At 62.9% G+C, this 19,973-nt stretch carries 21 protein-coding genes and 1 pseudogene; 13 read left to right on the top strand and 9 right to left on the bottom strand.

Annotation, left to right across the window (positions count from 1 at the left end; all coding sequences use genetic code 11):
• Positions 1–15: 15 nt before the first annotated feature.
• Positions 16–1,107: a chorismate synthase gene (gene aroC / locus ACF8RA_RS07070; RefSeq protein WP_129933735.1), complete on the bottom strand. Its 1,092-nt coding sequence runs from the start codon at positions 1,105–1,107 to the stop codon at positions 16–18.
• A 236-nt stretch (positions 1,108–1,343) separates the two neighbouring features.
• Here aroC and ACF8RA_RS07075 point away from each other — a divergent pair, with 236 nt between their 5' ends.
• Both ACF8RA_RS07075 and ACF8RA_RS07080 read left to right on the top strand, forming a co-directional pair.
• Positions 1,344–2,306 (top strand): alpha/beta fold hydrolase, encoded by a 963-nt coding sequence (locus ACF8RA_RS07075; RefSeq protein ID WP_339444527.1) that lies wholly within the window; start codon positions 1,344–1,346, stop codon positions 2,304–2,306.
• A gap of 65 nt (positions 2,307–2,371) precedes the next feature.
• On the top strand, positions 2,372–3,154 hold the full coding sequence (locus tag ACF8RA_RS07080) for a hypothetical protein (protein ID WP_392518975.1): 783 nt from the start codon (positions 2,372–2,374) through the stop codon (positions 3,152–3,154).
• Between the two features lie 132 nt (positions 3,155–3,286).
• Here the strand turns inward: ACF8RA_RS07080 and prmB are convergent, their stop codons facing one another.
• Positions 3,287–4,195: a 50S ribosomal protein L3 N(5)-glutamine methyltransferase gene (gene prmB / locus ACF8RA_RS07085; RefSeq protein ID WP_021783085.1), complete on the bottom strand. Its 909-nt coding sequence runs from the start codon at positions 4,193–4,195 to the stop codon at positions 3,287–3,289.
• A 181-nt stretch (positions 4,196–4,376) separates the two neighbouring features.
• On the opposite strand from prmB, the gene ACF8RA_RS07090 reads away from it, so the two are divergent.
• The 5 genes from ACF8RA_RS07090 to ACF8RA_RS07110 all read left to right on the top strand — a co-directional run bounded on the left by ACF8RA_RS07090 (position 4,377) and on the right by ACF8RA_RS07110 (position 7,155).
• Positions 4,377–4,967, top strand: a complete 591-nt coding sequence (locus ACF8RA_RS07090) for a cysteine hydrolase family protein (protein WP_176685829.1) — start codon at positions 4,377–4,379, stop codon at positions 4,965–4,967.
• 85 nt (positions 4,968–5,052) lie between these two features.
• The gene (locus ACF8RA_RS07095; RefSeq protein WP_176685830.1) at positions 5,053–5,373 is read left to right on the top strand and encodes a hypothetical protein; all 321 of its coding nucleotides are present in this window, start codon (positions 5,053–5,055) and stop codon (positions 5,371–5,373) included.
• A 174-nt stretch (positions 5,374–5,547) separates the two neighbouring features.
• Complete coding sequence (locus ACF8RA_RS07100) at positions 5,548–6,108, top strand: Smr/MutS family protein (RefSeq protein ID WP_176685831.1); 561 nt, start codon at positions 5,548–5,550, stop codon at positions 6,106–6,108.
• A 70-nt stretch (positions 6,109–6,178) separates the two neighbouring features.
• On the top strand, positions 6,179–6,724 hold the full coding sequence (gene folE / locus ACF8RA_RS07105) for a GTP cyclohydrolase I FolE (RefSeq protein WP_003252789.1): 546 nt from the start codon (positions 6,179–6,181) through the stop codon (positions 6,722–6,724).
• A 59-nt stretch (positions 6,725–6,783) separates the two neighbouring features.
• Entirely contained in the window at positions 6,784–7,155 is a 372-nt protein-coding gene (locus tag ACF8RA_RS07110) for a glutaredoxin (RefSeq protein ID WP_010952857.1), read from the top strand.
• Positions 7,156–7,294: 139 nt separating this feature from the next.
• On the opposite strand, the gene ACF8RA_RS07115 is transcribed toward ACF8RA_RS07110, so the two are convergent.
• Positions 7,295–7,897, bottom strand: a complete 603-nt coding sequence (locus ACF8RA_RS07115) for a glutathione S-transferase family protein (protein WP_176685806.1) — start codon at positions 7,895–7,897, stop codon at positions 7,295–7,297.
• 144 nt (positions 7,898–8,041) lie between these two features.
• Here ACF8RA_RS07115 and ACF8RA_RS07120 point away from each other — a divergent pair, with 144 nt between their 5' ends.
• On the top strand, positions 8,042–9,232 hold the full coding sequence (locus tag ACF8RA_RS07120; protein WP_209964282.1) for a benzoate/H(+) symporter BenE family transporter: 1,191 nt from the start codon (positions 8,042–8,044) through the stop codon (positions 9,230–9,232).
• A 104-nt stretch (positions 9,233–9,336) separates the two neighbouring features.
• Here the strand turns inward: ACF8RA_RS07120 and ACF8RA_RS07125 are convergent, their stop codons facing one another.
• Together ACF8RA_RS07125 and ACF8RA_RS07130 are read right to left on the bottom strand one after the other, a co-directional pair.
• Entirely contained in the window at positions 9,337–10,218 is an 882-nt protein-coding gene (locus tag ACF8RA_RS07125) for a methyl-accepting chemotaxis protein (RefSeq protein ID WP_370844823.1), read from the bottom strand.
• Positions 10,219–10,245: 27 nt separating this feature from the next.
• A pseudogene (locus ACF8RA_RS07130) lies at positions 10,246–11,277 on the bottom strand (methyl-accepting chemotaxis protein); the annotation flags it as partial.
• A gap of 405 nt (positions 11,278–11,682) precedes the next feature.
• Here ACF8RA_RS07130 and ACF8RA_RS07135 point away from each other — a divergent pair.
• Positions 11,683–12,426, top strand: coding sequence for a hypothetical protein (locus ACF8RA_RS07135; RefSeq protein ID WP_392518976.1), 744 nt, complete (start codon positions 11,683–11,685; stop codon positions 12,424–12,426).
• A gap of 143 nt (positions 12,427–12,569) precedes the next feature.
• Here ACF8RA_RS07135 and ACF8RA_RS07140 read toward each other — a convergent pair whose 3' ends face one another.
• Entirely contained in the window at positions 12,570–13,331 is a 762-nt protein-coding gene (locus tag ACF8RA_RS07140) for an SDR family oxidoreductase (RefSeq protein ID WP_392518977.1), read from the bottom strand.
• Positions 13,332–13,508: 177 nt separating this feature from the next.
• Here ACF8RA_RS07140 and ACF8RA_RS07145 point away from each other — a divergent pair, with 177 nt between their 5' ends.
• Positions 13,509–14,510 carry an NADP-dependent oxidoreductase gene (locus tag ACF8RA_RS07145; RefSeq protein WP_392518978.1) on the top strand — a complete coding sequence of 334 codons (1,002 nt, stop codon included), beginning with the start codon at positions 13,509–13,511 and terminating at the stop codon, positions 14,508–14,510.
• A 358-nt stretch (positions 14,511–14,868) separates the two neighbouring features.
• Here ACF8RA_RS07145 and pyrF read toward each other — a convergent pair whose 3' ends face one another.
• The gene (gene pyrF / locus ACF8RA_RS07150; protein WP_010952851.1) at positions 14,869–15,570 is read right to left on the bottom strand and encodes an orotidine-5'-phosphate decarboxylase; all 702 of its coding nucleotides are present in this window, start codon (positions 15,568–15,570) and stop codon (positions 14,869–14,871) included.
• A gap of 183 nt (positions 15,571–15,753) precedes the next feature.
• Here pyrF and ACF8RA_RS07155 point away from each other — a divergent pair, with 183 nt between their 5' ends.
• Positions 15,754–15,921, top strand: a complete 168-nt coding sequence (locus tag ACF8RA_RS07155; protein ID WP_010952850.1) for a DUF2897 family protein — start codon at positions 15,754–15,756, stop codon at positions 15,919–15,921.
• 36 nt (positions 15,922–15,957) lie between these two features.
• On the opposite strand, the gene ACF8RA_RS07160 is transcribed toward ACF8RA_RS07155, so the two are convergent.
• On the bottom strand, positions 15,958–16,293 hold the full coding sequence (locus tag ACF8RA_RS07160) for a helix-hairpin-helix domain-containing protein (RefSeq protein ID WP_019752969.1): 336 nt from the start codon (positions 16,291–16,293) through the stop codon (positions 15,958–15,960).
• A gap of 430 nt (positions 16,294–16,723) precedes the next feature.
• Here ACF8RA_RS07160 and wecB point away from each other — a divergent pair, with 430 nt between their 5' ends.
• Complete coding sequence (gene wecB, locus ACF8RA_RS07165; protein ID WP_392518979.1) at positions 16,724–17,866, top strand: non-hydrolyzing UDP-N-acetylglucosamine 2-epimerase; 1,143 nt, start codon at positions 16,724–16,726, stop codon at positions 17,864–17,866.
• 773 nt (positions 17,867–18,639) lie between these two features.
• Positions 18,640–18,915 (top strand): DUF3077 domain-containing protein, encoded by a 276-nt coding sequence (locus ACF8RA_RS07170; protein WP_176685649.1) that lies wholly within the window; start codon positions 18,640–18,642, stop codon positions 18,913–18,915.
• 203 nt (positions 18,916–19,118) lie between these two features.
• Here the strand turns inward: ACF8RA_RS07170 and ACF8RA_RS07175 are convergent, their stop codons facing one another.
• Positions 19,119–19,922: a hypothetical protein gene (locus ACF8RA_RS07175; protein WP_339444528.1), complete on the bottom strand. Its 804-nt coding sequence runs from the start codon at positions 19,920–19,922 to the stop codon at positions 19,119–19,121.
• Positions 19,923–19,973 lie beyond the last annotated feature (51 nt).

The raw sequence follows: 19,973 nt of genomic DNA on the forward strand, positions 1-19,973 counted from the left end.
GCCGGTGCAGTTGGATCAGCGCTGGCCCAGCACCGGGGTATTCACTTGCACATCGGCATTCTGCGCACGGTGGCGCAGCAGGTGGTCCATCAACGCGATGGCCATCATCGCCTCGGCAATCGGCGTGGCGCGGATGCCCACGCACGGGTCGTGGCGGCCTTTGGTGATGACGTCCACCGGGTTGCCATCGACATCGATCGAGCGGCCCGGGGTGGTGATGCTGGAAGTGGGCTTCAGTGCCAGATGGGCAACGATCGGCTGGCCCGAGGAAATACCGCCCAGAATGCCGCCGGCATTGTTGCTGAGGAAGCCGTCCGGGGTCAGCTCGTCCCGGTGCTCGGTGCCGCGCTGGGCCACACTGGCGAAGCCGGCGCCGATTTCCACGCCCTTGACCGCGTTGATGCTCATCAGCGCGTGAGCCAGCTCTGCATCCAGGCGGTCGAAGATCGGTTCGCCCAGCCCGGGCATCACGCCTTCTGCGACCACGGTGATCTTGGCGCCCACCGAATCCTGGTCACGGCGCAGCTGGTCCATGTAGGCCTCCAGCTCAGGTACTTTGTCCGGATCGGGGCTGAAGAAGGCGTTTTGCTCCACCGACTCCCAGGTCTTGAACGGGATTTCGATCGGGCCCAGCTGGCTCATGTAGCCACGCACGGTGATGCCCTGGGTGGCCAGGAACTTCTTGGCGATAGCACCGGCGGCCACGCGCATGGCAGTTTCACGGGCCGAACTGCGGCCGCCGCCGCGGTAGTCGCGGATACCGTACTTGTGGTGGTAGGTGTAGTCGGCGTGGGCCGGGCGGAACAGGTCCTTGATGGCCGAGTAGTCCTTGGACTTCTGGTCGGTGTTGCGGATCAGCAGGCCGATCGAGCAGCCGGTGGTGCGGCCTTCGAACACGCCGGAAAGGATTTCCACCTCGTCGGCTTCCTGGCGCTGGGTGGTGTGCCGGCTGGTGCCGGGCTTGCGCCGGTCAAGGTCGTGCTGCAGGTCGGCGAGGGAAATTTCCAGGCCCGGTGGGCATCCATCGACAATGGCGACCAACGCCGGGCCATGGCTCTCGCCAGCGGTGGTGACAGTGAACAGCTTGCCGTAGGTATTGCCGGACATGGACGCTCCGCGAGTTCTGCCTGAAATGGACGAAAGCAGCAGTATACAGATGGTTTGATCGCCTGTGCGGGCCTCTTCGCGGGTAAACCCGCTCCTACGCGGTCACCACCAGATTCCAATGGTGTGCATCCCCCGTAGGAGCGGGTTCACCCGCGAAGAGGCCGAACCTGCCATGCACCCCCGAGAACCTTCCCGCAAACAGTGGGTCAAACCCACATCTCCCCAAGTAGTACCGTATGATGTCGCGCCTCGTCGCCTTGTTCTTCCTGCTGTGCACCGGCCTGGCCCAGGCCGCCGCACCCACTGTGCTACAACGCCCGATCGACCTGGACACCGGCCAGGGCGTGCTGCACGGCAGCCTGCTGCTGCCGCAACAGGCCACCCCGCCGCCCGTGGTGCTGATCATCGCCGGCTCCGGCCCCACCGACCGCGACGGCAACAACCCGGCCTCCGGCAAGGTCGACAACCTCAAGCGCCTGGCCCTGCTGCTGGCCAACGAGCACATTGCCAGCGTGCGTTACGACAAACGCGGGGTGGCCGCCAGCCAGCCGGCCACGCCTGACGAGCGTGACCTCAGCGTGGAGCGCTATGTGGCCGATGTGGTCGCCTGGAGCCACAAGCTCAAAGCCGACCCGCGCTTCGGCCCGCTGATCCTGATTGGCCACAGCGAAGGCGCGCTGATTGCCAGCCTGGCCGCCGAGCAGGCAGGGGCCAGCGCGGTCATCACCCTGGCCGGCAGCGGCCGGCCGCTGGCCGAGGTACTGCGCGAACAACTGGCCAAGCGCCTTCCGCCGGCGCAACTGGCCGGTGGCAGTGCCCTGCTCGACCGCCTGCAGGCCGGGCAGACCAGCCTGGATGTGCCAGCGCCGCTGCGCCAGGTGTTTCGCCCCAGCGTGCAGCCTTACCTGATCTCGCTGTTCCAGCAAAACCCGGCAGCCGCCTTTGCCCGCCTGCCCATGCCGGCGCTGATCGTGCAGGGGCGCAATGACGTGCAGGTGGACGTGACCGACGCCCAACGGCTGAAAGCGGCCAAGCCAGATGCGCAACTTGTCCTGATCGATGGCATGAACCACATGCTGCGCATCAGCCCCAAGGGCATGAGCCAGCAACGCGACAGCTACCTCAACCCCGAACTGCCGCTGGCGCACGAACTGGGTGAGCGAATTGTGACGTTCATCCAGCATTTGCCTGCGGCGTAAGTCAAACAGGCTCAGGTCTCGGGCATGCCTGCCGATACAGCAGGCATAGCTGAGGACAAGCCCTGATGACCACCTCCCCCACCGCCGTCGAGCCGGCCGAAGAACCCCAGGAAGCCCCCGCCCTGCCCTGGGGCGAGCTGACCGCCGAACATTTCCAGCTGCTACGCCTGGCAGCACTGCCGACCGACCGCAGCACCGGCGCGCGGCCGCTGCGCTTTGTGCAGTTCGGCTATGCCGAGCGCCATGACAAGGCACACAGCCTGCTGCGCATGGAAATCCAGTTGCCTGGCCAGAAGGTGCACAAAGAGCAGAACCGCCTGGACATCCGCGTCGACCATGCCGAGCGCCTGGTACGCATTGGCAATGAACATGGCCTGCAAGTGGAACCCGTGAACCGCGGCATCGGCCGTTTCATGCTGGCCCAGGGCGCCCAGTGGTTGCAGCGCAAGTGGTCGCACTACCGGGTAGAAGGCATGGCGCTGCCGAGCAAGGATGCCCTGAACGAGGACTCACGCCTGCGCCGTGACCAGTGCTTGCGCGGGGTGGGTATCGAGGTGCAGTACGAGGACAGCCAGCACCTGAAGGGCCGTACCGCAGATATGACGGTGGGCCAGCTGAAGGCCGTCTGGAGCAGCGAGCGCCTGCAACGGGTGGAGATTCTGGATGCCGCCAACCTGCTGCAGCAGGCGGACCAGCAACTGCTGGAAAAGGAAGGGCAACTGCGCGAGCGGGATGAGCGCGTGGCCAAATACCAGCGCGAGGACGGCGGATTGCGTTTCACCATTACTTGCCTGGTGGCGTTTGCCGTGTTCCAGGCAGGGCTGTTGATCTGGATTGCTACCCGCTAAGACCGCATCTGTCGGTGGAGATTGGGGCCGCTTCGCGGCCCATCGCGACACAAGGCCGCTCCCACAGATTGATCCAGCACCTTGTGGGAGCGGCCTTGTGTCGCGATGGGCTGCACAGCAGCCCCAAATAGCCTAAACGCGGGCCTTGAACAGTTCCTGATGCTGGCGGCACTGCTCCGCAGTGAGCATGAACACCCCGTGCCCGCCACGCTCGAATTCCAGCCAGGCAAAGTCCACCTCGGGGTACAACGCCTCGACATGCACCTGGCTGTTGCCCACTTCGACAATCAGCAAACCCTTCTCGGTCAGGTGGTCAGCCGCTTCGGCCAGCATCCGCCGTACCAGGTCCAGGCCGTCGCTGCCGCAGGCCAGGCCCAGTTCGGGCTCATGGTGGTACTCGGCCGGCATGTCGTCGAAGTCTTCGGCATCGACATACGGCGGGTTGGACAGGATCAGGTCGAAACGCTGCCCCGGCAAACCGCCAAAGCCATCGCCCTGCACGGTGTACACGCGACCGTCCAGGCCATGGCGTTCGATGTTCTGGTTGGCCACTTCAAGGGCCTGGAACGACAGATCGGCCAACACCACCTCGGCCTCGGGGAACACGTCGGCAGCAACGATGCCGATGCAACCCGACCCCGTGCACAGGTCCAGAATGCGCGCCGGGTCGCTGGCCAGCCACGGCTCGAAACGTTTTTCGATCAGCTCGCCAATGGGCGAACGCGGCACCAGCACCCGCTCGTCGACGATGAACGACATGCCGCAGAACCACGCCTCGCCCAGCAGGTAGGCGGCTGGTACACGCTCTTCGATACGGCGCTTGAGCAGGTGCTGAAGGCGTACCCGCTCGTCGTCCTCGAGCATGCAGTCCAGGTAGCTGTCGGCCACCTCCCATGGCAGGTGCACGGCACCGAGCACCAGCATGCGGGCCTCGTCCCAGGCATTATCGGCACCGTGACCGAAGAACAGATCATGCTCGTGGAAGCGGCTGACCGCCCAGCGGATGTAGTCGCGCAGCGTGCGCAGACGGGATGTGATCACGGGGTACTCCTATTTTCAGACCGGACAAAAGTCTAACAGCCCCACCCGCACATTTGTTCCTTTGCCTTGCCCAAAGGCTAGCCACAAGCCAGTAACCATGCCGCTTGCGTTGTCAACCATTCCCATTGGCGCCAAGGCAGGGGAGAATAGGTATACAAAAGCCCTATCCAAGGAGCCCTTGATGTCCGTTCCAACCACGATGTTTCGCCTCACTGGCCGCGACTATCCGCCGGCCAAGCTGAGCCACGCCAGCCTGATCATCATCGATGCACAAAAGGAGTACCTCAACGGTCCCCTGAAGCTGTCGGGCATGGACGAGGCCGTGGCCAACATCGCCAGGTTGCTCGACGCCGCCCGTAAAAGCGGCCGTCCGATCATCCATGTTCGCCACCTGGGCACTGTCGGGGGCCGCTTCGACCCCCAGGGGCCGGCTGGTGAGTTCATTCCGGGGCTGGAGCCGCTGGAAGGTGAAATCGTCATCGAAAAGCGCATGCCCAACGCGTTCAAGAACACCAAGCTGCACGAAACATTGCAGGAGCTGGGCCACCTGGACCTGATCGTCTGTGGTTTCATGAGCCATTCCAGCGTCAGCACCACCGTTCGCCGCGCCAAGGACTATGGTTATCGGTGCACCCTGGTAGAAGACGCGTCGGCCACCCGCGACCTGGCATTCAAGGACGGCGTCATTCCGGCCGCGCAGATTCACCAGTGCGAAATGGCCGTGATGGCTGACAACTTCGCTTGCGTGGCCCCCACCGCCAGCCTGATCTGAGCGGCTTGCAGGACCGCCCGGCAGCCGGGCGGAACCCGATGGGCAGCAGCAGGTCGAATTCCGGATATCCACCGAGGAGAGCGGAATGAAGCTTAAAGGCAGTTTCGACGCCAAGCGCCTGCGCCCGCGCGAACCGCGTAACTGGGGCGCCCGCCTGGCGGCCGGCCTGTCGGCCCTGCTGGCGACGCTGGGCGTGTTGCTGGCCATGGCCGGCGTCGCCGGCCTGCTGGGCAACTACCCTGCCCTGCAGGAACTCAACACCAACAAGCCACTGTCCAGCATCCTCACCGTGGCTGGCTTGTTGCTGCTGTGGCTGGGCGTGCGTTTCTGGCGGCGCAGCCGTATCCGCTTGCGCCGCGGGCGGGAGCTGAACCTGTCGCCGCACCTGATGAAGAAGCACGATTGATGGTTTTGCGTAACCTGTGCGGGCCTCTTCGCGGGTAAACCCGCTCCTGCAGGGATGTCACAGAGCCTGAAGGCGGCGGGGTACCTGTAGGAGCGGGTTCACCCGCGAAGAGGCCCCCACAGGCTGCACACGGCCCCACAGTCGCGTAAACTACGCCGCCTACGTGGAGGCATCATGCAAGACGACGATTTTTCCCTGTTCAAGGCCGAAGTGCGCGGCGTAAAACCGATCCGTCATGATCGTGCCGAAGTCGGCAAGCCCAAGGCCGATCGCCAAAAGCTGGCCGGCCTGCGCCAGGCGGCAACCGTGCGCAGTGACAAGGCTTTGGTCATCGATGGCATGTCCGACCAGTTCGTCATCGACGTAGGCGCCGAAGACGAGCTGATGTGGCGCCGCGATGGCGTACAGGAAGGCCAGCTGCGCAAGCTGAAGCTGGGGCAGATCCCGTTCGAGGGCAGCCTCGACCTGCACGGCATGACGGTGGAAAAGGCCCGCGAAACCTTGTGGGACTTCATCGCCGAAGCCACCAGACTGGAGGTGCGCTGCGTGCGGGTGACCCACGGCAAGGCCGCGCGCCTGGACGGCAAGCGCCCGATGATCAAGAGCCACGTCAACACCTGGCTGCGCCAGCACCCGCAAGTGCTCGGTTTTGCCTCGTGCAGTGCCCGCCACGGCGGCACTGGCGCGGTGTATGTGATGCTGAAGCGAACCATGCTCGAAGGCCGCGACGAGTAACGCCGCGCTTGCAGCGCCGCCCTCACCGCCGTACCCTTCGTTTTTGCGATTTTTTCCCACAGGTAGATCCATGTCCCTGGAACAGAACTACACCGAGATCCTCAGCCAGATTGGCGAGGACGTCTCCCGTGAGGGCCTGCTCGACACGCCCAAGCGGGCTGCAAAGGCGATGAAGTACCTTTGCCGCGGTTATGAGCAAACACTGGAAGAAGTCACCAACAACGCTTTGTTCAGCTCTGACAACAGCGAAATGGTGCTGGTCCGGGACATCGAACTGTATTCGATGTGCGAACACCACATGCTGCCGTTCATTGGCAAGGCACACGTTGCCTACCTGCCAAAGGGCAAGGTACTGGGCCTGTCGAAGGTGGCACGTATCGTCGACATGTATGCCCGCCGCCTGCAGATCCAGGAAAACCTCAGCCGCCAGATCGCCGAAGCCGTGCAGCAGGTAACCGGTGCTGCAGGCGTGGCCGTGGTGGTCGAAGCCAAGCACATGTGCATGATGATGCGCGGTGTCGAGAAGCAGAACTCGACCATGATCACCTCGGTGATGCTGGGTGAGTTCCGCGATAACGCCGCCACCCGCAGCGAGTTCCTCAGCCTGATCAAGTGATTGGTTGCTGGCCCCAAGCCGACCCTTCAGGGTCGGCTTTTGCATTTCAGGAGTTGCCCATGATCGTCAAAGCCCTGCGGGTTGGCCTCGGCCAGCTCATCGTGTTCGGTGACTGGATCAGCCGCCCGGCCAAACGCAAGCGCGACGCCGCCGCCCAGGCCCGCATCGAGCAAGCGGCCAAGGGGCTGGCGCTGTACCAGTTCCACGCCTGCCCGTTCTGCGTCAAAACCCGCCGCACCCTGCACCGGTTGAACGTGCCGGTGGCGCTGCGCGACGCCAAGAACGACCCGGTGCACCGCCAGGCCCTGCAAGAAGGTGGCGGCCGGGTGAAAGTGCCATGCCTGCGCATTGAAGAAGCCGGCAAGGTGACCTGGATGTACGAGTCCAAGGCGATCATCGCTTACCTGGATGAGCGGTTTGCCGCCATCTGACTGACGCTGCAGATCCCTCTGTGGGAGCGGGCGAGCCCGCGAAGCAGGCACCGCGGTGGTTGGCACGGGCTACGCCCGTGTTCGCGGGCACGCCCGCTCCCACAAGGATTGCGCAAGCGCCTGGAAAACAGGTCGGTTTTCAACCCACCATCGGCACATGCCGCGGGTGGCTGCTGACCCGCTCCAGCCAGGCCCTTACCGCCGGGTACTCTGCCAGGTCGAACCCGCCCTGCTGCGCCACATGGGTGTAGGCATACAACGCCACATCGGCAATCGAGTACTGCTCACCCACCAGGTAAGGCGTCATCTGCAACTGTCGCTCCATCACCCTCAACGCCTTGTAGCCGCCCTTGTGCAACTTGCGGTACTCGTCCAGGCGCTCGTCCGGCAGGCCCAGGTAGAACTGGATGAACCGCGCCACAGCAATATACGGCTCGTGGCTGTACTGCTCGAAGAACTGCCACTGCAACACCTGGGTACGCAGGCGCGGCTCGCTGGGCAGGAACTCGCTGCCATCGGCCAGGAAGTTGAGAATGGCGTTGGACTCCCACAGGTAACTACCGTCTTCCAGTTCCAGCACCGGTACCTTGCCGTTGGGGTTCATCGCCAGAAACTCGGGCGTTTCGGTCTCGCCCTTGAGAATGTCCACCGGGTGCCATTCATACGGCCGGCCCAGCAGGCTCAACATCAGCTTGACCTTGTAACAGTTACCCGACTGGTAGTCGCCATAGACCTTGTACATCGACCCTCCCTGCAAAGCAGTTTCGCAATTGCGCCCAATATGTGGCGACTGTACGGCTAAAAGCAATGGCCGCTGTATGGCAAGGATCAACCTTGCTCGCTGTAGTCTGAAAAAACTGCTTACACCTTTACAAGGATTTTGTTCATGACCGATGCCACTTCCGCACGTCTGCGGCCCCTGGCAGACACCTCCCCGTCGGCGGTGGTCGCCGGCTTCATTGCCATGCTCACCGGCTATACCAGTTCGCTGGTGCTGATGTTCCAGGCCGGCCAGGCAGCCGGGCTGACCACCGCGCAGATTTCGTCATGGATCTGGGCGCTGTCGATCGGCATGGCGGTGTGCAGCATCGGCCTGTCGCTACGCTACCGCACACCGATCACCATCGCCTGGTCCACCCCCGGCGCGGCGCTGCTGATCACCAGCCTGGGTGGGGTCAGCTATGGCGAGGCCATTGGTGCCTACATTACCTGTGCCTTGCTGGTGCTGGCGTGCGGCCTGACCGGCAGCTTCGAGCGCCTGGTCAAGCGCATTCCGGCCTCGCTGGCCTCGGCACTGCTGGCGGGCATCCTGTTCAAGATCGGCAGCGAAATCTTCGTGGCCGCGCAGCACCGCACATTGCTGGTACTGGGCATGTTCTTCAGCTACCTGCTGGTCAAACGCCTGTCGCCGCGCTATTGCGTGCTTGCCGCACTGTTGGTGGGCACGGCATTGTCCGGCGCGCTGGGCCTGCTGGACTTCAGCGGCTTCCACCTTGAAGTGGCCAAGCCGGTGTGGACCACGCCAAGCTTCTCGCTGGCGGCAACCATCAGCATCGGCATTCCGCTGTTCGTGGTGGCCATGACTTCGCAGAACATGCCCGGCGTGGCCGTACTGCGTGCCGACGGCTACCAGGTACCGGCCTCGCCGCTGATTTCGGCCACCGGCTTCGCCTCGCTGGTGCTGGCGCCGTTCGGCTCGCATGGGGTCAACCTGGCGGCGATCAGCGCGGCGATCTGCACCGGGCCGCATGCCCATGAAGACCCGAACAAACGCTACACCGCGGCGGTGTGGTGCGGGATTTTCTACGGCATTGCCGGGGTGTTCGGCGCCACCTTGGCGGCACTGTTCGCGGCATTGCCGAAAGAGCTGGTGCTGTCGATCGCGGCACTGGCGCTGTTTGGCTCGATCATGAACGGTTTGACCGTGGCCATGAGCGAGGCGCGCGAGCGGGAGGCAGCGGTGATCACCTTCATGGTGACCGCTTCGGGGCTGACCTTGTTCTCGATTGGTTCGGCGTTCTGGGGGATTGTGGCGGGGGTGTTGGCCTTGGTGATGCTTAACCCGCGCAGGGGGTGAGGGTTGTTGTTGCCTGTGGCGGCCTATTCGCGGGTAAACCCGCTCCTACAACGGGCTTTGTAGGAGCGGGTTTACCCGCGAATAGGCCGGCACAGACAACGAGATTACAACCTGAAATGCCCCACCATGCCCTTCAGGTCGGTGCCCAGTTGCGCCAGCTCGACACTGGACCGGGCATTGTCCTGCATCGCCAATGCCGCCTGGTCCGCACTGCCGCGAATCTGCGTGACACTGCGGCTGATCTCTTCCGCCACCGAACTCTGCTGCTCGGCGGCTGCGGCAATCTGCTGGTTCATCTGCTGAATCAATGACACCGCTGCGGCAATGCTGCCCAGCGCGCTTTCGGTCTGCAGGGCATCGGCCACGGCCAGCCGTACCAGCTCGGTACTGCCACGAATCTGCGCCACCGACTGCTGGGCATTGCCGCGCAGGCTGGCCACCAAGGTTTCGATCTGCTCGGTGGATTGCCGCGTACGCCGCGCCAGCGCGCGCACTTCATCGGCCACCACGGCAAAGCCACGCCCCTGCTCGCCGGCGCGGGCAGCCTCGATGGCGGCATTGAGCGCCAGCAGGTTGGTTTGCTCGGCCACGCTCTTGATCACTTCCAGCACATCGCCAATGGTGTGGATTTCGGCACTGAGGCTGTCGATGCCGGCGCTGGCAGCTTCTGCCGCCGACGCCAGTTGCTCGATGCGCTGCATGCTCTGGCGCACCACCTGCTGACCGGAGTCGACCTTCTCGTCCGCCGCCTGGGCCGCCTGCGCCGCCTCCTCGGCATTGCGCGCCACATCGTGCACGGTGGCAGTCATCTGCTGCATGGCGGTAGCGACCTGCTCGGTTTCCTCTTTCTGGCTGCCCACCTCGCGGTTGGTCTGCTCGGTCACCGTCGACAACGCCTGGGCGCTGCCGGCCAATTGTTCGATGCCCTGCTGCAAGCCGCTGACAATGCCCGAAAGCCCCGCCGCCATCTGCTGCATGGCCTGCATCAGTTGCCCCACCTCATCCCGGCGCGGCGCCTGGGCGTCGAAGCCCAGTTCACCCGCCGCAATGCGCTGGGCGCGGGCAATCACATGCTTCAACGGGCCGACCACAGCCCGGGTAATCAGCCAGGCCGCCAACACGCCTACAAGCAACGCCAGCGCCGTCGCCAGGCCGATGGCCAGGGCATTACGCTGCAGCTCGCCTTGCAGGGCCTGCTCTTGCCCAAGGTAGGCTTGGTCGACACGCCCGGTCACCCGCTCGGCGCTGGCTTGCAACTGCGCCTTGAGCCCCTGCTCGCGGGCCAACTGGTCGGTGTATTCGTTGAGTTTTTCCGAGAAGCTGCCAATGTGCCCAGCCACTTCACCCAGCACGCTCTGGTAGCCGGCATCGCCAACTGCGCCTTGCAACTGGCTGACCAGGCCGGCGGCCTCCACCGTCTGGGCAATACGCTCCTGGCTCACGCCCTCCTCGCCCTTGCGGCTTTTATCCAGACGCACCCGTGCTTCGTCCATGGCCTGCAGCATCAGCCGCGACACCTGGGCCACCTGCGCGGCTTGCTCAAGAAACTCGCTACCCTGCTGGCCTTGGGACTGCTTGAGGGTATATGCGCCGTCATCGGCCAGGCCGGCCTGCAGCACATCAAGGTTATTGGAGACGTTGGACACCGACCAGCTGGCCATGTCCAGCGCCAGCTCCTTGGCCTGCACAGCCTCGACAAAGGCTTCGAATGCCTGGCCATAGGCGGCAAGATCGGTTTGCGCCGCGGCCAGCGCCGGCAGGCCTTGGGCGCGTTCGACCAAACCCTGCAGGCCGCCACGCAAGGCGTCGGCCTGCTGAATGTCGGAGCGCAGGGCAAATGCCTGCTCATGCTCGCGCAAACGCAGCAAGTCGGTATTGAACTGAGCCAGCTGACGCAAACTGTCGAAGCGCTGGCCAACGCTTTGCAACGCCACAACGCCGATAGCCGCCACCGCCAGCGTCAGCAGCAGCACCAGGGCAAAGCCCAGGCCAAGTTTGCGGGCCATGCCCAGGTTGGCCAGCACACCGTGCTTGCTCGCGCCCATCACCGATCCCCTTTCAGCCAGTGAGGTTATCCCGAAGGCTAAGGGTGGCAACGTTGCCTGCCAATGAACAAGGGGGTGGCGCCAGAATAGTGTCAAATAGCTATGTCTTGTCGTTTTTGGCTGCAAAGGGGTCGCTTTCAGTGCCCGCTGTAAGCAATATCACTAGGCCATCAATGATAGCCCGCCCCTCAGCCTGCGACGGTGCTTTCCCATATTAAATCGACGCAAGTAAGCCATTAATTTATTCCAATCCACACTTTATAAAACACTATTGACGCCATTAAATTTGCGCCAAACAGAGGGTATTGAAATTTTTTTAAATACCCCTGCACACATTAAAAACGTCGCTATCGTGATCGGTAACTGGCCCGTTCTCCGGACCTGCAGTGCACCCTGGAGTTTGTAATGAAAACAGCCATATTTACTGCTGTGGTCACCCCGTTGCTGCTGTTTACTGTGCCAACCGTTGGATATGCCGATACTTCCACCGCACCGATATTCACCCTCGGCCTACAAGGGAGCTACACCCAACTGGAATTGAACGGCCCCAAGGATGACACCGAAGATATGCCCGAAGGTGGTTTATTCATCAATTACGGCAACAAGATGACGGCCAGGCAAGGCCTTGTCTACCAGGCCGAAGCCAGCGGCATGTACTCGAAACAGCATGACCAGAAGCTCAAGGACGGCCAGGCCGACCTGGACCTGGGCTGGCGGCTGGCGCTGGCGGAACGGCATTCAGTCGACCTGGTGCTGGGCGCCGGCTACAAATGGAACCGGTTGGAACCCAATACCAGTCGTCATGATGTCGACCTTACCAACCGCACGCCATTCGCCAAGCTCGCAGCGGGGTACAATTACCGCTTCAATAATGCCACCCTGCGTTTCGAAGCGGGCATACGCCAGGTCATCAATGGCGACTCGCAATTGAAAATACATGGCATCAGCAGTGAAGAGGTTGATTTGAAAGATACCACCAACCCCTTTGCCGAACTTAGCGTGCTCTTCAACCAACACGGTACTGTGCCGGTATACGCTTCGCTTTACTTCAGCCGCTACAACTATGAACTGGACGGGCAGTTCCAGATGACCGCCTCGGACGAACAAACCCGTGACGAGTATGGCTTGAAGATAGGCGTCAGCTTTTAGCCGGGGGCCAGCTGCCTGCGCGGCTTGCTCAGGAAAGGCCTGGGCACGCCCATCCTGTCCATGCGCGACATGGTGGGCTTTGGCCTGGTGATTGCACTTGCAAAGGGCGGGCTTGCCCGCGAAGCAGCCCGCACGGCAACCACTCAGATCGCCGTGGCCCCGCCATCTACCGTCAGGCAATGCCCGGTGGTAAACGCCGCGCCGTCACTGCACAGGTACAGCACGGCGCTGGCGATTTCCTCGACCTTGCCAATGCGCCCCACCGGGTGCATGGCTGCGGCGAACTCCGCCTTGCGCGGGTCGGCCTGGTAGGCGCGGCGGAACATGTCGGTGTCGATCACGGCCGGGCACACGGCGTTCACGCGGACGCCCTTCTTGGCGTACTCAATGGCCGCCGACTTGGTCAGGCCGATGACCGCATGCTTGCTGGCGCTGTAGATGCTCATCTTCGGCGCCGCCCCAAGCCCCGCCACCGACGCGGCATTGACGATGGCCCCACCGCCTTGGGCCAGCAACAAGGGCAACTGATACTTCATGCACAACCACACGCCCTTCACGTTCACACCCATGATGGCATCGAACTCCGCTTCGCTGCCTTCGGCCAGGCGGTGTTGCTCGATCTCGATCCCGGCGTTGTTGAAGGCGTAGTCCAGCCGGCCGTACGCGGCAATCAGGCGCTCATGCAACTGGCGCACGTCGGCGTCGCGGGTAACGTCGCAGGCAATGAACAGCGCTTCGCCGCCCGCCGCGTGGATCAGCGCCACGGTGGCCTCGCCGCCAATCGGGTCGAGGTCGGCCACCACCACTTTCATGCCCTCGTGGGCGAACGCCAGGGCGGTTGCCCGGCCGATGCCAGCAGCCGCGCCGGTCACCAGGGCTACCTGGCCAGAAAAGGTCATGCTCATCACGTGCTCCTGTGAGGGTTTGGGTGGGGTTCAGAGCATAGTCAGCCACCACTCGGCCGGGCAGCATCATCACAGCAACGGTTGGGCTACCATGCTTGTCAGTGATTTTAAGGAACCGCCTTCATCAACAAGGTAGATTGAACACCTAATGCCCTCCACTGCCCACAAGGACCCGCCATGACCCAGACCAACCGCCGCTTCCTGCTTGCCAAACGCCCGGTCGGCGCCGTGCGCCGTGACGACTTCAGCTTCGAGACCGTACCCGCCGAACAACCCGGCGAAGGCCAGATACTGGTGCGCAACCTGTACCTGTCGCTGGACCCGGCCATGCGCGGCTGGATGAACGAAGGCAAGTCCTACATCCCGCCCGTGGCCCTGGGCCAGGTAATGCGTGCGCTGGGTGTCGGTGAGGTGATTGCCTCCAATCACCCCGGCTACCAGCCCGGCGACCACGTGAGCGGCGCCCTCGGTGTGCAAGACTACTTCACCGGCGAGCCCCAGGGCCTGCACAAGATCGACCCCAAGCTGGCCCCCCTGCCCCGTTACCTGTCAGCGCTGGGCATGACCGGCATGACCGCCTACTTTGCCCTGCTGGACGTCGGCCAACCCAAAGCTGGCGACACCGTGGTCATTTCCGGCGCGGCCGGTGCGGTGGGCAGCATTGTCGGGCAGATTGCCAAGATCAAAGGCTGCCGCGTGGTCGGTATTGCCGGCGGTGCCGAGAAGTGCCAGTACCTGAAGGACGAACTGGGCTTTGACGGCGTGATCGACTACAAGGCCGAAGACGTGCTGGCCGGCCTGAAGCGCGAATGCCCCAAAGGCGTAGACGTGTACTTCGACAACGTGGGCGGCGACATCCTCGATGCCGTGCTGACGCGCATCAACTTCAAGGCACGCATCGTGATTTGCGGCGCGATCAGCCAGTACAACAACAAAGAAGCCGTGAAAGGCCCGGCCAACTACCTGTCGCTGCTGGTGAACCGCGCGCGCATGGAAGGCTTTGTGGTGATGGATTACAGCAAAGATTACGGCAAAGCCGCGCTGGAGATTGCCGGCTGGCTGGCCAGCGGGCAGGTGAAGAGCAAAGAGGATGTGGTGGAAGGGCTGGAAACCTTCCCGGAGACCTTGTTGAAGCTGTTCAGCGGGGAGAATTTTGGCAAGCTGGTGTTGAAGGTTTAAACGCCCTGCACGGCACCGATGGCCCGGCACAGCCCGTCGTAGGAGCGGGTTTACCCGCGAATAGGCCGGACCTGCCGGCCAATATCCCCCAGTCATGCACCGTCGCCGCAGCCACCGCATTCGCGGGCAAGCCCGCTCCTACATCCCGTCGTAGGAGCGGGTTCACCCGCGAAAGGGCCGGGCCTGCCGGCCAATTTCCACCGGCCGTTCACCGTTGCTGCCGCTACCGTATTCGCGGGTAAACCCGCTCCTACACACGGATCGGGGGTGCAGGCACATCAGGGGTTCGACACAGGCATCGGTGGTGGGCCCACATCGGTGGTTCGGCGCAGGCCCCTGCTGGACAACCGCAGGTTAATTACCCGCGGATCTCCGCCACCACCGCTGCCAACGCTTGCGCAGGGTCTGCGGCCTGGCTGATCGGCCGGCCGATCACCAGGTAATCCGAACCGGCATCCAGTGCCTGGCGTGGGGTGAGGATACGGCGCTGGTCATCCTGCGCGCTGCCCGCCGGGCGAATGCCCGGGGTCACCAATTGCAGCGAGGGGTGCGCCGCCTTCAGTGCCGGGGCCTCGAGCGCCGAGCACACCAAACCGTCCATACCCGCTTTTTCCGCCAGCGCCGCCAACCGCAGCACCTGCTCTTGGGGGTCGACATCCAGGCCAATGCCGGCCAGGTCTTCACGCTCCATGCTGGTCAGCACGGTCACGCCAATCAGCAACGGCTGCGGGCCGCTGCGCTTGGCCAGTTCTTCACGGCAGGCGGCCATCATGCGCAGGCCACCGGAGCAATGCACGTTGACCATCCACACGCCCATCTCGGCGGCAGCCTTTACCGCCATGGCGGTGGTGTTGGGAATGTCGTGGAACTTGAGGTCCAGGAACACTTCAAAGCCCTTGTCACACAGGGTTTCGACAATGCCCGAAGCGCTGCTGGTGAACAGCTCCTTGCCAACCTTCACCCGGCACAGCGCAGGGTCAAGCTGGTCAGCCAGCTTCAGGGCGGCCTCACGGGTAGGGAAATCCAGGGCGACGATCAGGGGCGTCTGGCAGGCGGACATGGGCAGGGTCTCTTGGCAAGTCGAAAACGGCGCGCATTGTAAACGAAGTGACGCAGGCTTTGGGGCCCGCAGGTCACGGAATTGGCCCAGCAAGGCCTGGCACCTATAATTGAACCAACGGAACGGGCAATTGCTCAAAATTCATGTAACCGTTGCCCACGGCCCGATCTAAGGAGAACGACAATGCCCTGGTATGCCTGGCTGATACTCATCATAGCCCTCGGCTCGATTGTCGGCGGGTTGATGCTGCTGCGCGACACGGCCAAGAAACTGCCGCTGACCGAAGAACAACTGCGCAAGGTACATGAGCGTAATGCCGAAGCGGATGCCAAGGACGCACAGGACCGCTAAAGGCCGGGCCAGGGCATCACCCCGGCCCCTGCCCGCTTACTCCACCATCACCTTGTCCCGGTTGCGCTCCAGCAACGCATTGCCTATCCCCTTTATCTCCAGCAGCTCATCCACCGAAGCAAACGGCCCATTGGCCTCGCGGTAGGCCACGATAGCCTCCGCCTTGGCCTTGCCAATGCCATTCAGCTCCTTTTGCAGGGTGAGTGCATCCGCCGTATTCAAGTCCAGCCTCGGCGCCTGCTGTGCCTGAGCCTGGGCCACCACCGGCACCGGTTCGGCCACTGCCATGGTGCTGGCCGGGGCGGCGCTAAGGGAGAACGACAAACTGGCGAACAGCGGCAGCAGCAGGTACGACAGAACGTTATTGCGCATGGTCAACACTCCTTGGGTTGGTCATTTTCCAGCAACCGCTTTCCTTCGGCTGCGCAACCAACCCTAGCGGGTAACCCGGCCGCACAATACCCAACCACCCCGGCGAATGGTTACCGAATCGGTCAGCAAAACGTTCAACTTCGCCCACCCACCAACCGTCGCCGTTTCCTCCCCGTTCGGCCCCGACCCTGAATGCACAAGCCCCTGGCCCTGTGCCTGTAGCCAAATCCCCGTTTGTCCGATACCCCCTGCCCACCATTGCCCGGCCATTGCCCTACAACGCCCGCCGAACAAGGCTCGCCCGGTAAACCGCCCTCCCCCAGTCGGCAAGCATCCCCCTGGCAAACTGGCACGCCATTGCCCGCCTGCTAGATTTCTTGAGCAATGGACACCGGCCTGCTTCAAGGACCCGAGCAAGAGGATCACTGCCGTGCCCCTCAAGACCCTGACTGTTTTCGGTACCCGCCCAGAAGCCATCAAGATGGCCCCGCTAGCCCTGCAACTGGCGCAGGACAGCCGCTTCGAAGCCCGCGTGTGCGTCACCGGCCAGCACCGGCAAATGCTCGACCAGGTGCTGGAGCTGTTCGGTATAAGCCCCGATTACGACTTGAACATCATGAAAGCCGGCCAGGACCTGACCGGTGTGACCACTGCCATCTTGCAAGGCATCCGACCGGTGCTGGCCGCGTTCAAGCCCGACGTGGTGCTGGTGCATGGCGACACCGCCACCACCTTTGCCACCAGCCTGGCGGCTTACTACCAGCAAATCCCCATTGCCCATGTTGAGGCCGGCCTGCGCACCAACAACCTGTATTCACCCTGGCCCGAAGAAGGCAACCGGCGCCTGACCGGGGCCCTTGCCGCGCTACACTTTGCGCCCACCCCCACCTCGCGCGACAACCTGTTGCGCGAAGGCACCGACCCGGCGCACATCTTCACCACCGGCAACACCGTGATCGACGCCTTGCTGGAGGTGGAGCAAAAGCTGCAAAACCCCGCGCTCAAGGCCCGTTTCGCCAGCCAGTTCAGCTACCTGGCAACCGAACGCCGGCTGTTGCTGGTCACCGGCCACCGGCGCGAGAACTTTGGTGGCGGCTTCGAGCGCATCTGCCAGGCCTTGGTGCAGACTGCGCGGCAATTCCCCGAGTTGGACGTGGTATACCCGGTGCACCTCAACCCCAACGTGCGCGAGCCGGTCAACCGGCTGTTGGCGGATGTAAGCAACATCCACCTTGTCGAACCGCTGGATTACCTGCCGTTCGTTTACCTCATGACCCGGGCCTATGTGATTCTGACCGACTCGGGTGGCATTCAGGAGGAAGCGCCGGCCTTGGGCAAACCGGTGCTGGTGATGCGCGACACCACCGAGCGCCCGGAAGCCGTGGCGGCAGGTACGGTCAAGCTGGTGGGCACCGAAGTGGCATCGATTGTGCGGGCGTTGAGTACCTTGCTGACCGATGAGGCGGCGTATCGCGAAATGAGCTTCGCCCATAACCCCTATGGCGATGGCAAAGCCTGCGCGCGCATACGCGAAGCCCTGGCCACCTGGAACAGCCCCCACCGCTCAATGTAGGAGCGGGTTCACCCGCGAATACGATAGCCGCAGCCCCGCTGCCCCCCCAGTAAAACCTGGCCAGCAGCCCCACCCCGACTGAACCCACCCCCAGCTCGGCGTAGGAGCGGGTTCACCCGCGAATACGGTAGCCGCAGCACCGCTGCCCCCCCAGTAAAAACTGGCCAGCAGCCCCACCCCGACCTGAACCCATCCCCGCTCGGCGTAGGAGCGGGTTCACCCGCGAATACGATAGCCGCAGCCCCGCTGCCCCCCAGTAAAAACTGGCCAGCAGCCCCACCCCGCCCTGAACCCATCCCCGCTCGGCGTAGGAGCGGGTTCACCCGCGAATACGGTAGCCGCAGCACCGCTGAACACCCAGTAAAAACTGGCCAGCAGCCCCCCTTCCGCGTGTAAACCCACCCCAACAACGGTCAACAATCACGGCGAAGAGATTTGCCTTGGGATGCACATTCCGCACGTCAGACTTTCCTGAAACCCTGCCCCACCCCTTCAGCTCGGACAACCAAGCGAACTATCCTACGCACCAGTCAGAAGCAGCTGAATTGTCGGGGAAATGCCTCAGGGATAACGTCACCGGGTCGCCATGTTGGTGACCGGGTGTGAGAACCCGTTGCGCACTGCTGCTCTACTGTTCAATGGCAGCCATTCGCGGGCAAGCTTCGGCTTGGCCGGTTTCAGTGCATCGGTTTCTCACCCCGCGCAATGGCTGCCACCTTTGTCCGTGAGAAAGATCGAGGTGGTGGGTTCTGTCAACGCACTGGGTTCTCACCATGAAAAACCACAACCAATCCCCCCTCCTCACCGCAGGCATCGAAACCTTCCTCGAAGCCGGCAACCCCACCCTGAACCTGCTCCGCGTCCAACCCGGCGTCCCCATCGATGACGCCTATGAACACGTCTCGGTCCTGCTGGGCTATTGCAAGCACTTGGTACGCGAAGGCGATATGGAAGACGACCACAAGATGCTGGGCGCAGCGGATTACCTGCTGGCCACCGCAAAAGCCCTGATGAACGACATCGAGATTGCGAAGAACAGGCATCCCTGAAGGGTATGACGCGAGACCAGGCGAGGCTATGCCTCGCTTGCAGTCAGATGGAATGGGCAATATCAGGCAAGACCTGCCGAGGGCAGGCCACTGAGCTGAACAAGCCCACACTGTGGGAGCGGGCGTGCCCGCGAACACCGGCACAGCCGGTGCCATCCCCAACAATCCCGCAAAGAATCAGAGCCCCCTTCCAGCCCCGCCCCTCAAATCAACGTGCGCGGATAAACACTGATAAACGCCGAAATGGCAATCGCATCCCCATCATCCACCTTCACCCGCGGGCTCTGCCCCGAGCGTTTGATATCCGAAGCAAAATCAGCGGCCTTGAACGCCTGCTCAAGCTCGTCACTGCCGACCCCGCCATAAACGACCACCTGGGTACCGGTATTGTGCTTCTGCAGGGGCAACTGCTTGATCTGAACCTGCACACCCGCCTTGGTCAGCGCAACGGCAATTTCCTTGGCAAAGCGCACAGCCTCCTTGTCGTCTTTGTGAATATTCAGCAGCACCACCGGTGCCAGCGTCTTAGCCTTCAGCTCGCCCGCCAATGCCTTGAATGCGTCATGCGCCTGCGGCGTCAGCGTTCTGGGCTTGAGGCTGGCTTCCAGCTTCAACCGCTCGGCCCTCTCGCGCTCCAGTTCGGCCCTGAGCGCGTCGTTCTGCTCAATGAGTTGCTCGATCTCCAGCCTGGCCTGCACATCCGACTCGTGGACGACAGTAACCCCTTGCGCCCCCCGCGAAACGGGCACGTCGGCATGCTGGTTTTTTACATCCGAGGTCATATGGGCAATGATCATCGCACTGGCGGCGATCAGCGCAGCGATTACCGCAGTGGCAGAGGCTATGGCATGGATAAGGCTGGCTGCGTCTGCTGAAATATCAGGCATAAACAACTTCTTGAAGTTAGGGATGTTCATCGTTTCACGGTCAGGCAGGCGTGCCGGGCAGATGCCACGGTACGGGTATAAGTCAAGCCAGAAGGCTAGCGAGGCCTGGCAGAGTGCCATAATTTTGCGGATTTTGCTGCTAAGACATGGAGTTCGCGGCCAGTGTCGCAG

The organism is Pseudomonas sp. FYR_5, from assembly GCF_043106315.1.
GTDB classification, from domain to species: domain Bacteria; phylum Pseudomonadota; class Gammaproteobacteria; order Pseudomonadales; family Pseudomonadaceae; genus Aquipseudomonas; species Aquipseudomonas putida_Y.

Coding starts and splice junctions, on each gene's coding strand:
- ACF8RA_RS07095 (WP_176685830.1), top strand. CDS start 5,053: ATGAAGCTTAAAGGCAGTTTCGACGCCAAGCGCCTGCGCCCGCGCGAA.
- ACF8RA_RS07075 (WP_339444527.1), top strand. CDS start 1,344: ATGATGTCGCGCCTCGTCGCCTTGTTCTTCCTGCTGTGCACCGGCCTG.
- ACF8RA_RS07125 (WP_370844823.1), bottom strand. CDS start 10,218: ATGCAGGCCATGCAGCAGATGGCGGCGGGGCTTTCGGGCATTGTCAGC.
- folE (WP_003252789.1), top strand. CDS start 6,179: ATGTCCCTGGAACAGAACTACACCGAGATCCTCAGCCAGATTGGCGAG.
- ACF8RA_RS07090 (WP_176685829.1), top strand. CDS start 4,377: ATGTCCGTTCCAACCACGATGTTTCGCCTCACTGGCCGCGACTATCCG.
- ACF8RA_RS07120 (WP_209964282.1), top strand. CDS start 8,042: ATGACCGATGCCACTTCCGCACGTCTGCGGCCCCTGGCAGACACCTCC.
- ACF8RA_RS07135 (WP_392518976.1), top strand. CDS start 11,683: ATGAAAACAGCCATATTTACTGCTGTGGTCACCCCGTTGCTGCTGTTT.
- pyrF (WP_010952851.1), bottom strand. CDS start 15,570: ATGTCCGCCTGCCAGACGCCCCTGATCGTCGCCCTGGATTTCCCTACC.
- ACF8RA_RS07170 (WP_176685649.1), top strand. CDS start 18,640: ATGAAAAACCACAACCAATCCCCCCTCCTCACCGCAGGCATCGAAACC.
- ACF8RA_RS07080 (WP_392518975.1), top strand. CDS start 2,372: ATGACCACCTCCCCCACCGCCGTCGAGCCGGCCGAAGAACCCCAGGAA.
- aroC (WP_129933735.1), bottom strand. CDS start 1,107: ATGTCCGGCAATACCTACGGCAAGCTGTTCACTGTCACCACCGCTGGC.
- ACF8RA_RS07175 (WP_339444528.1), bottom strand. CDS start 19,922: ATGGCACTCTGCCAGGCCTCGCTAGCCTTCTGGCTTGACTTATACCCG.
- ACF8RA_RS07115 (WP_176685806.1), bottom strand. CDS start 7,897: ATGTACAAGGTCTATGGCGACTACCAGTCGGGTAACTGTTACAAGGTC.
- ACF8RA_RS07160 (WP_019752969.1), bottom strand. CDS start 16,293: ATGCGCAATAACGTTCTGTCGTACCTGCTGCTGCCGCTGTTCGCCAGT.
- ACF8RA_RS07155 (WP_010952850.1), top strand. CDS start 15,754: ATGCCCTGGTATGCCTGGCTGATACTCATCATAGCCCTCGGCTCGATT.
- ACF8RA_RS07110 (WP_010952857.1), top strand. CDS start 6,784: ATGATCGTCAAAGCCCTGCGGGTTGGCCTCGGCCAGCTCATCGTGTTC.
- ACF8RA_RS07140 (WP_392518977.1), bottom strand. CDS start 13,331: ATGAGCATGACCTTTTCTGGCCAGGTAGCCCTGGTGACCGGCGCGGCT.
- ACF8RA_RS07100 (WP_176685831.1), top strand. CDS start 5,548: ATGCAAGACGACGATTTTTCCCTGTTCAAGGCCGAAGTGCGCGGCGTA.
- ACF8RA_RS07145 (WP_392518978.1), top strand. CDS start 13,509: ATGACCCAGACCAACCGCCGCTTCCTGCTTGCCAAACGCCCGGTCGGC.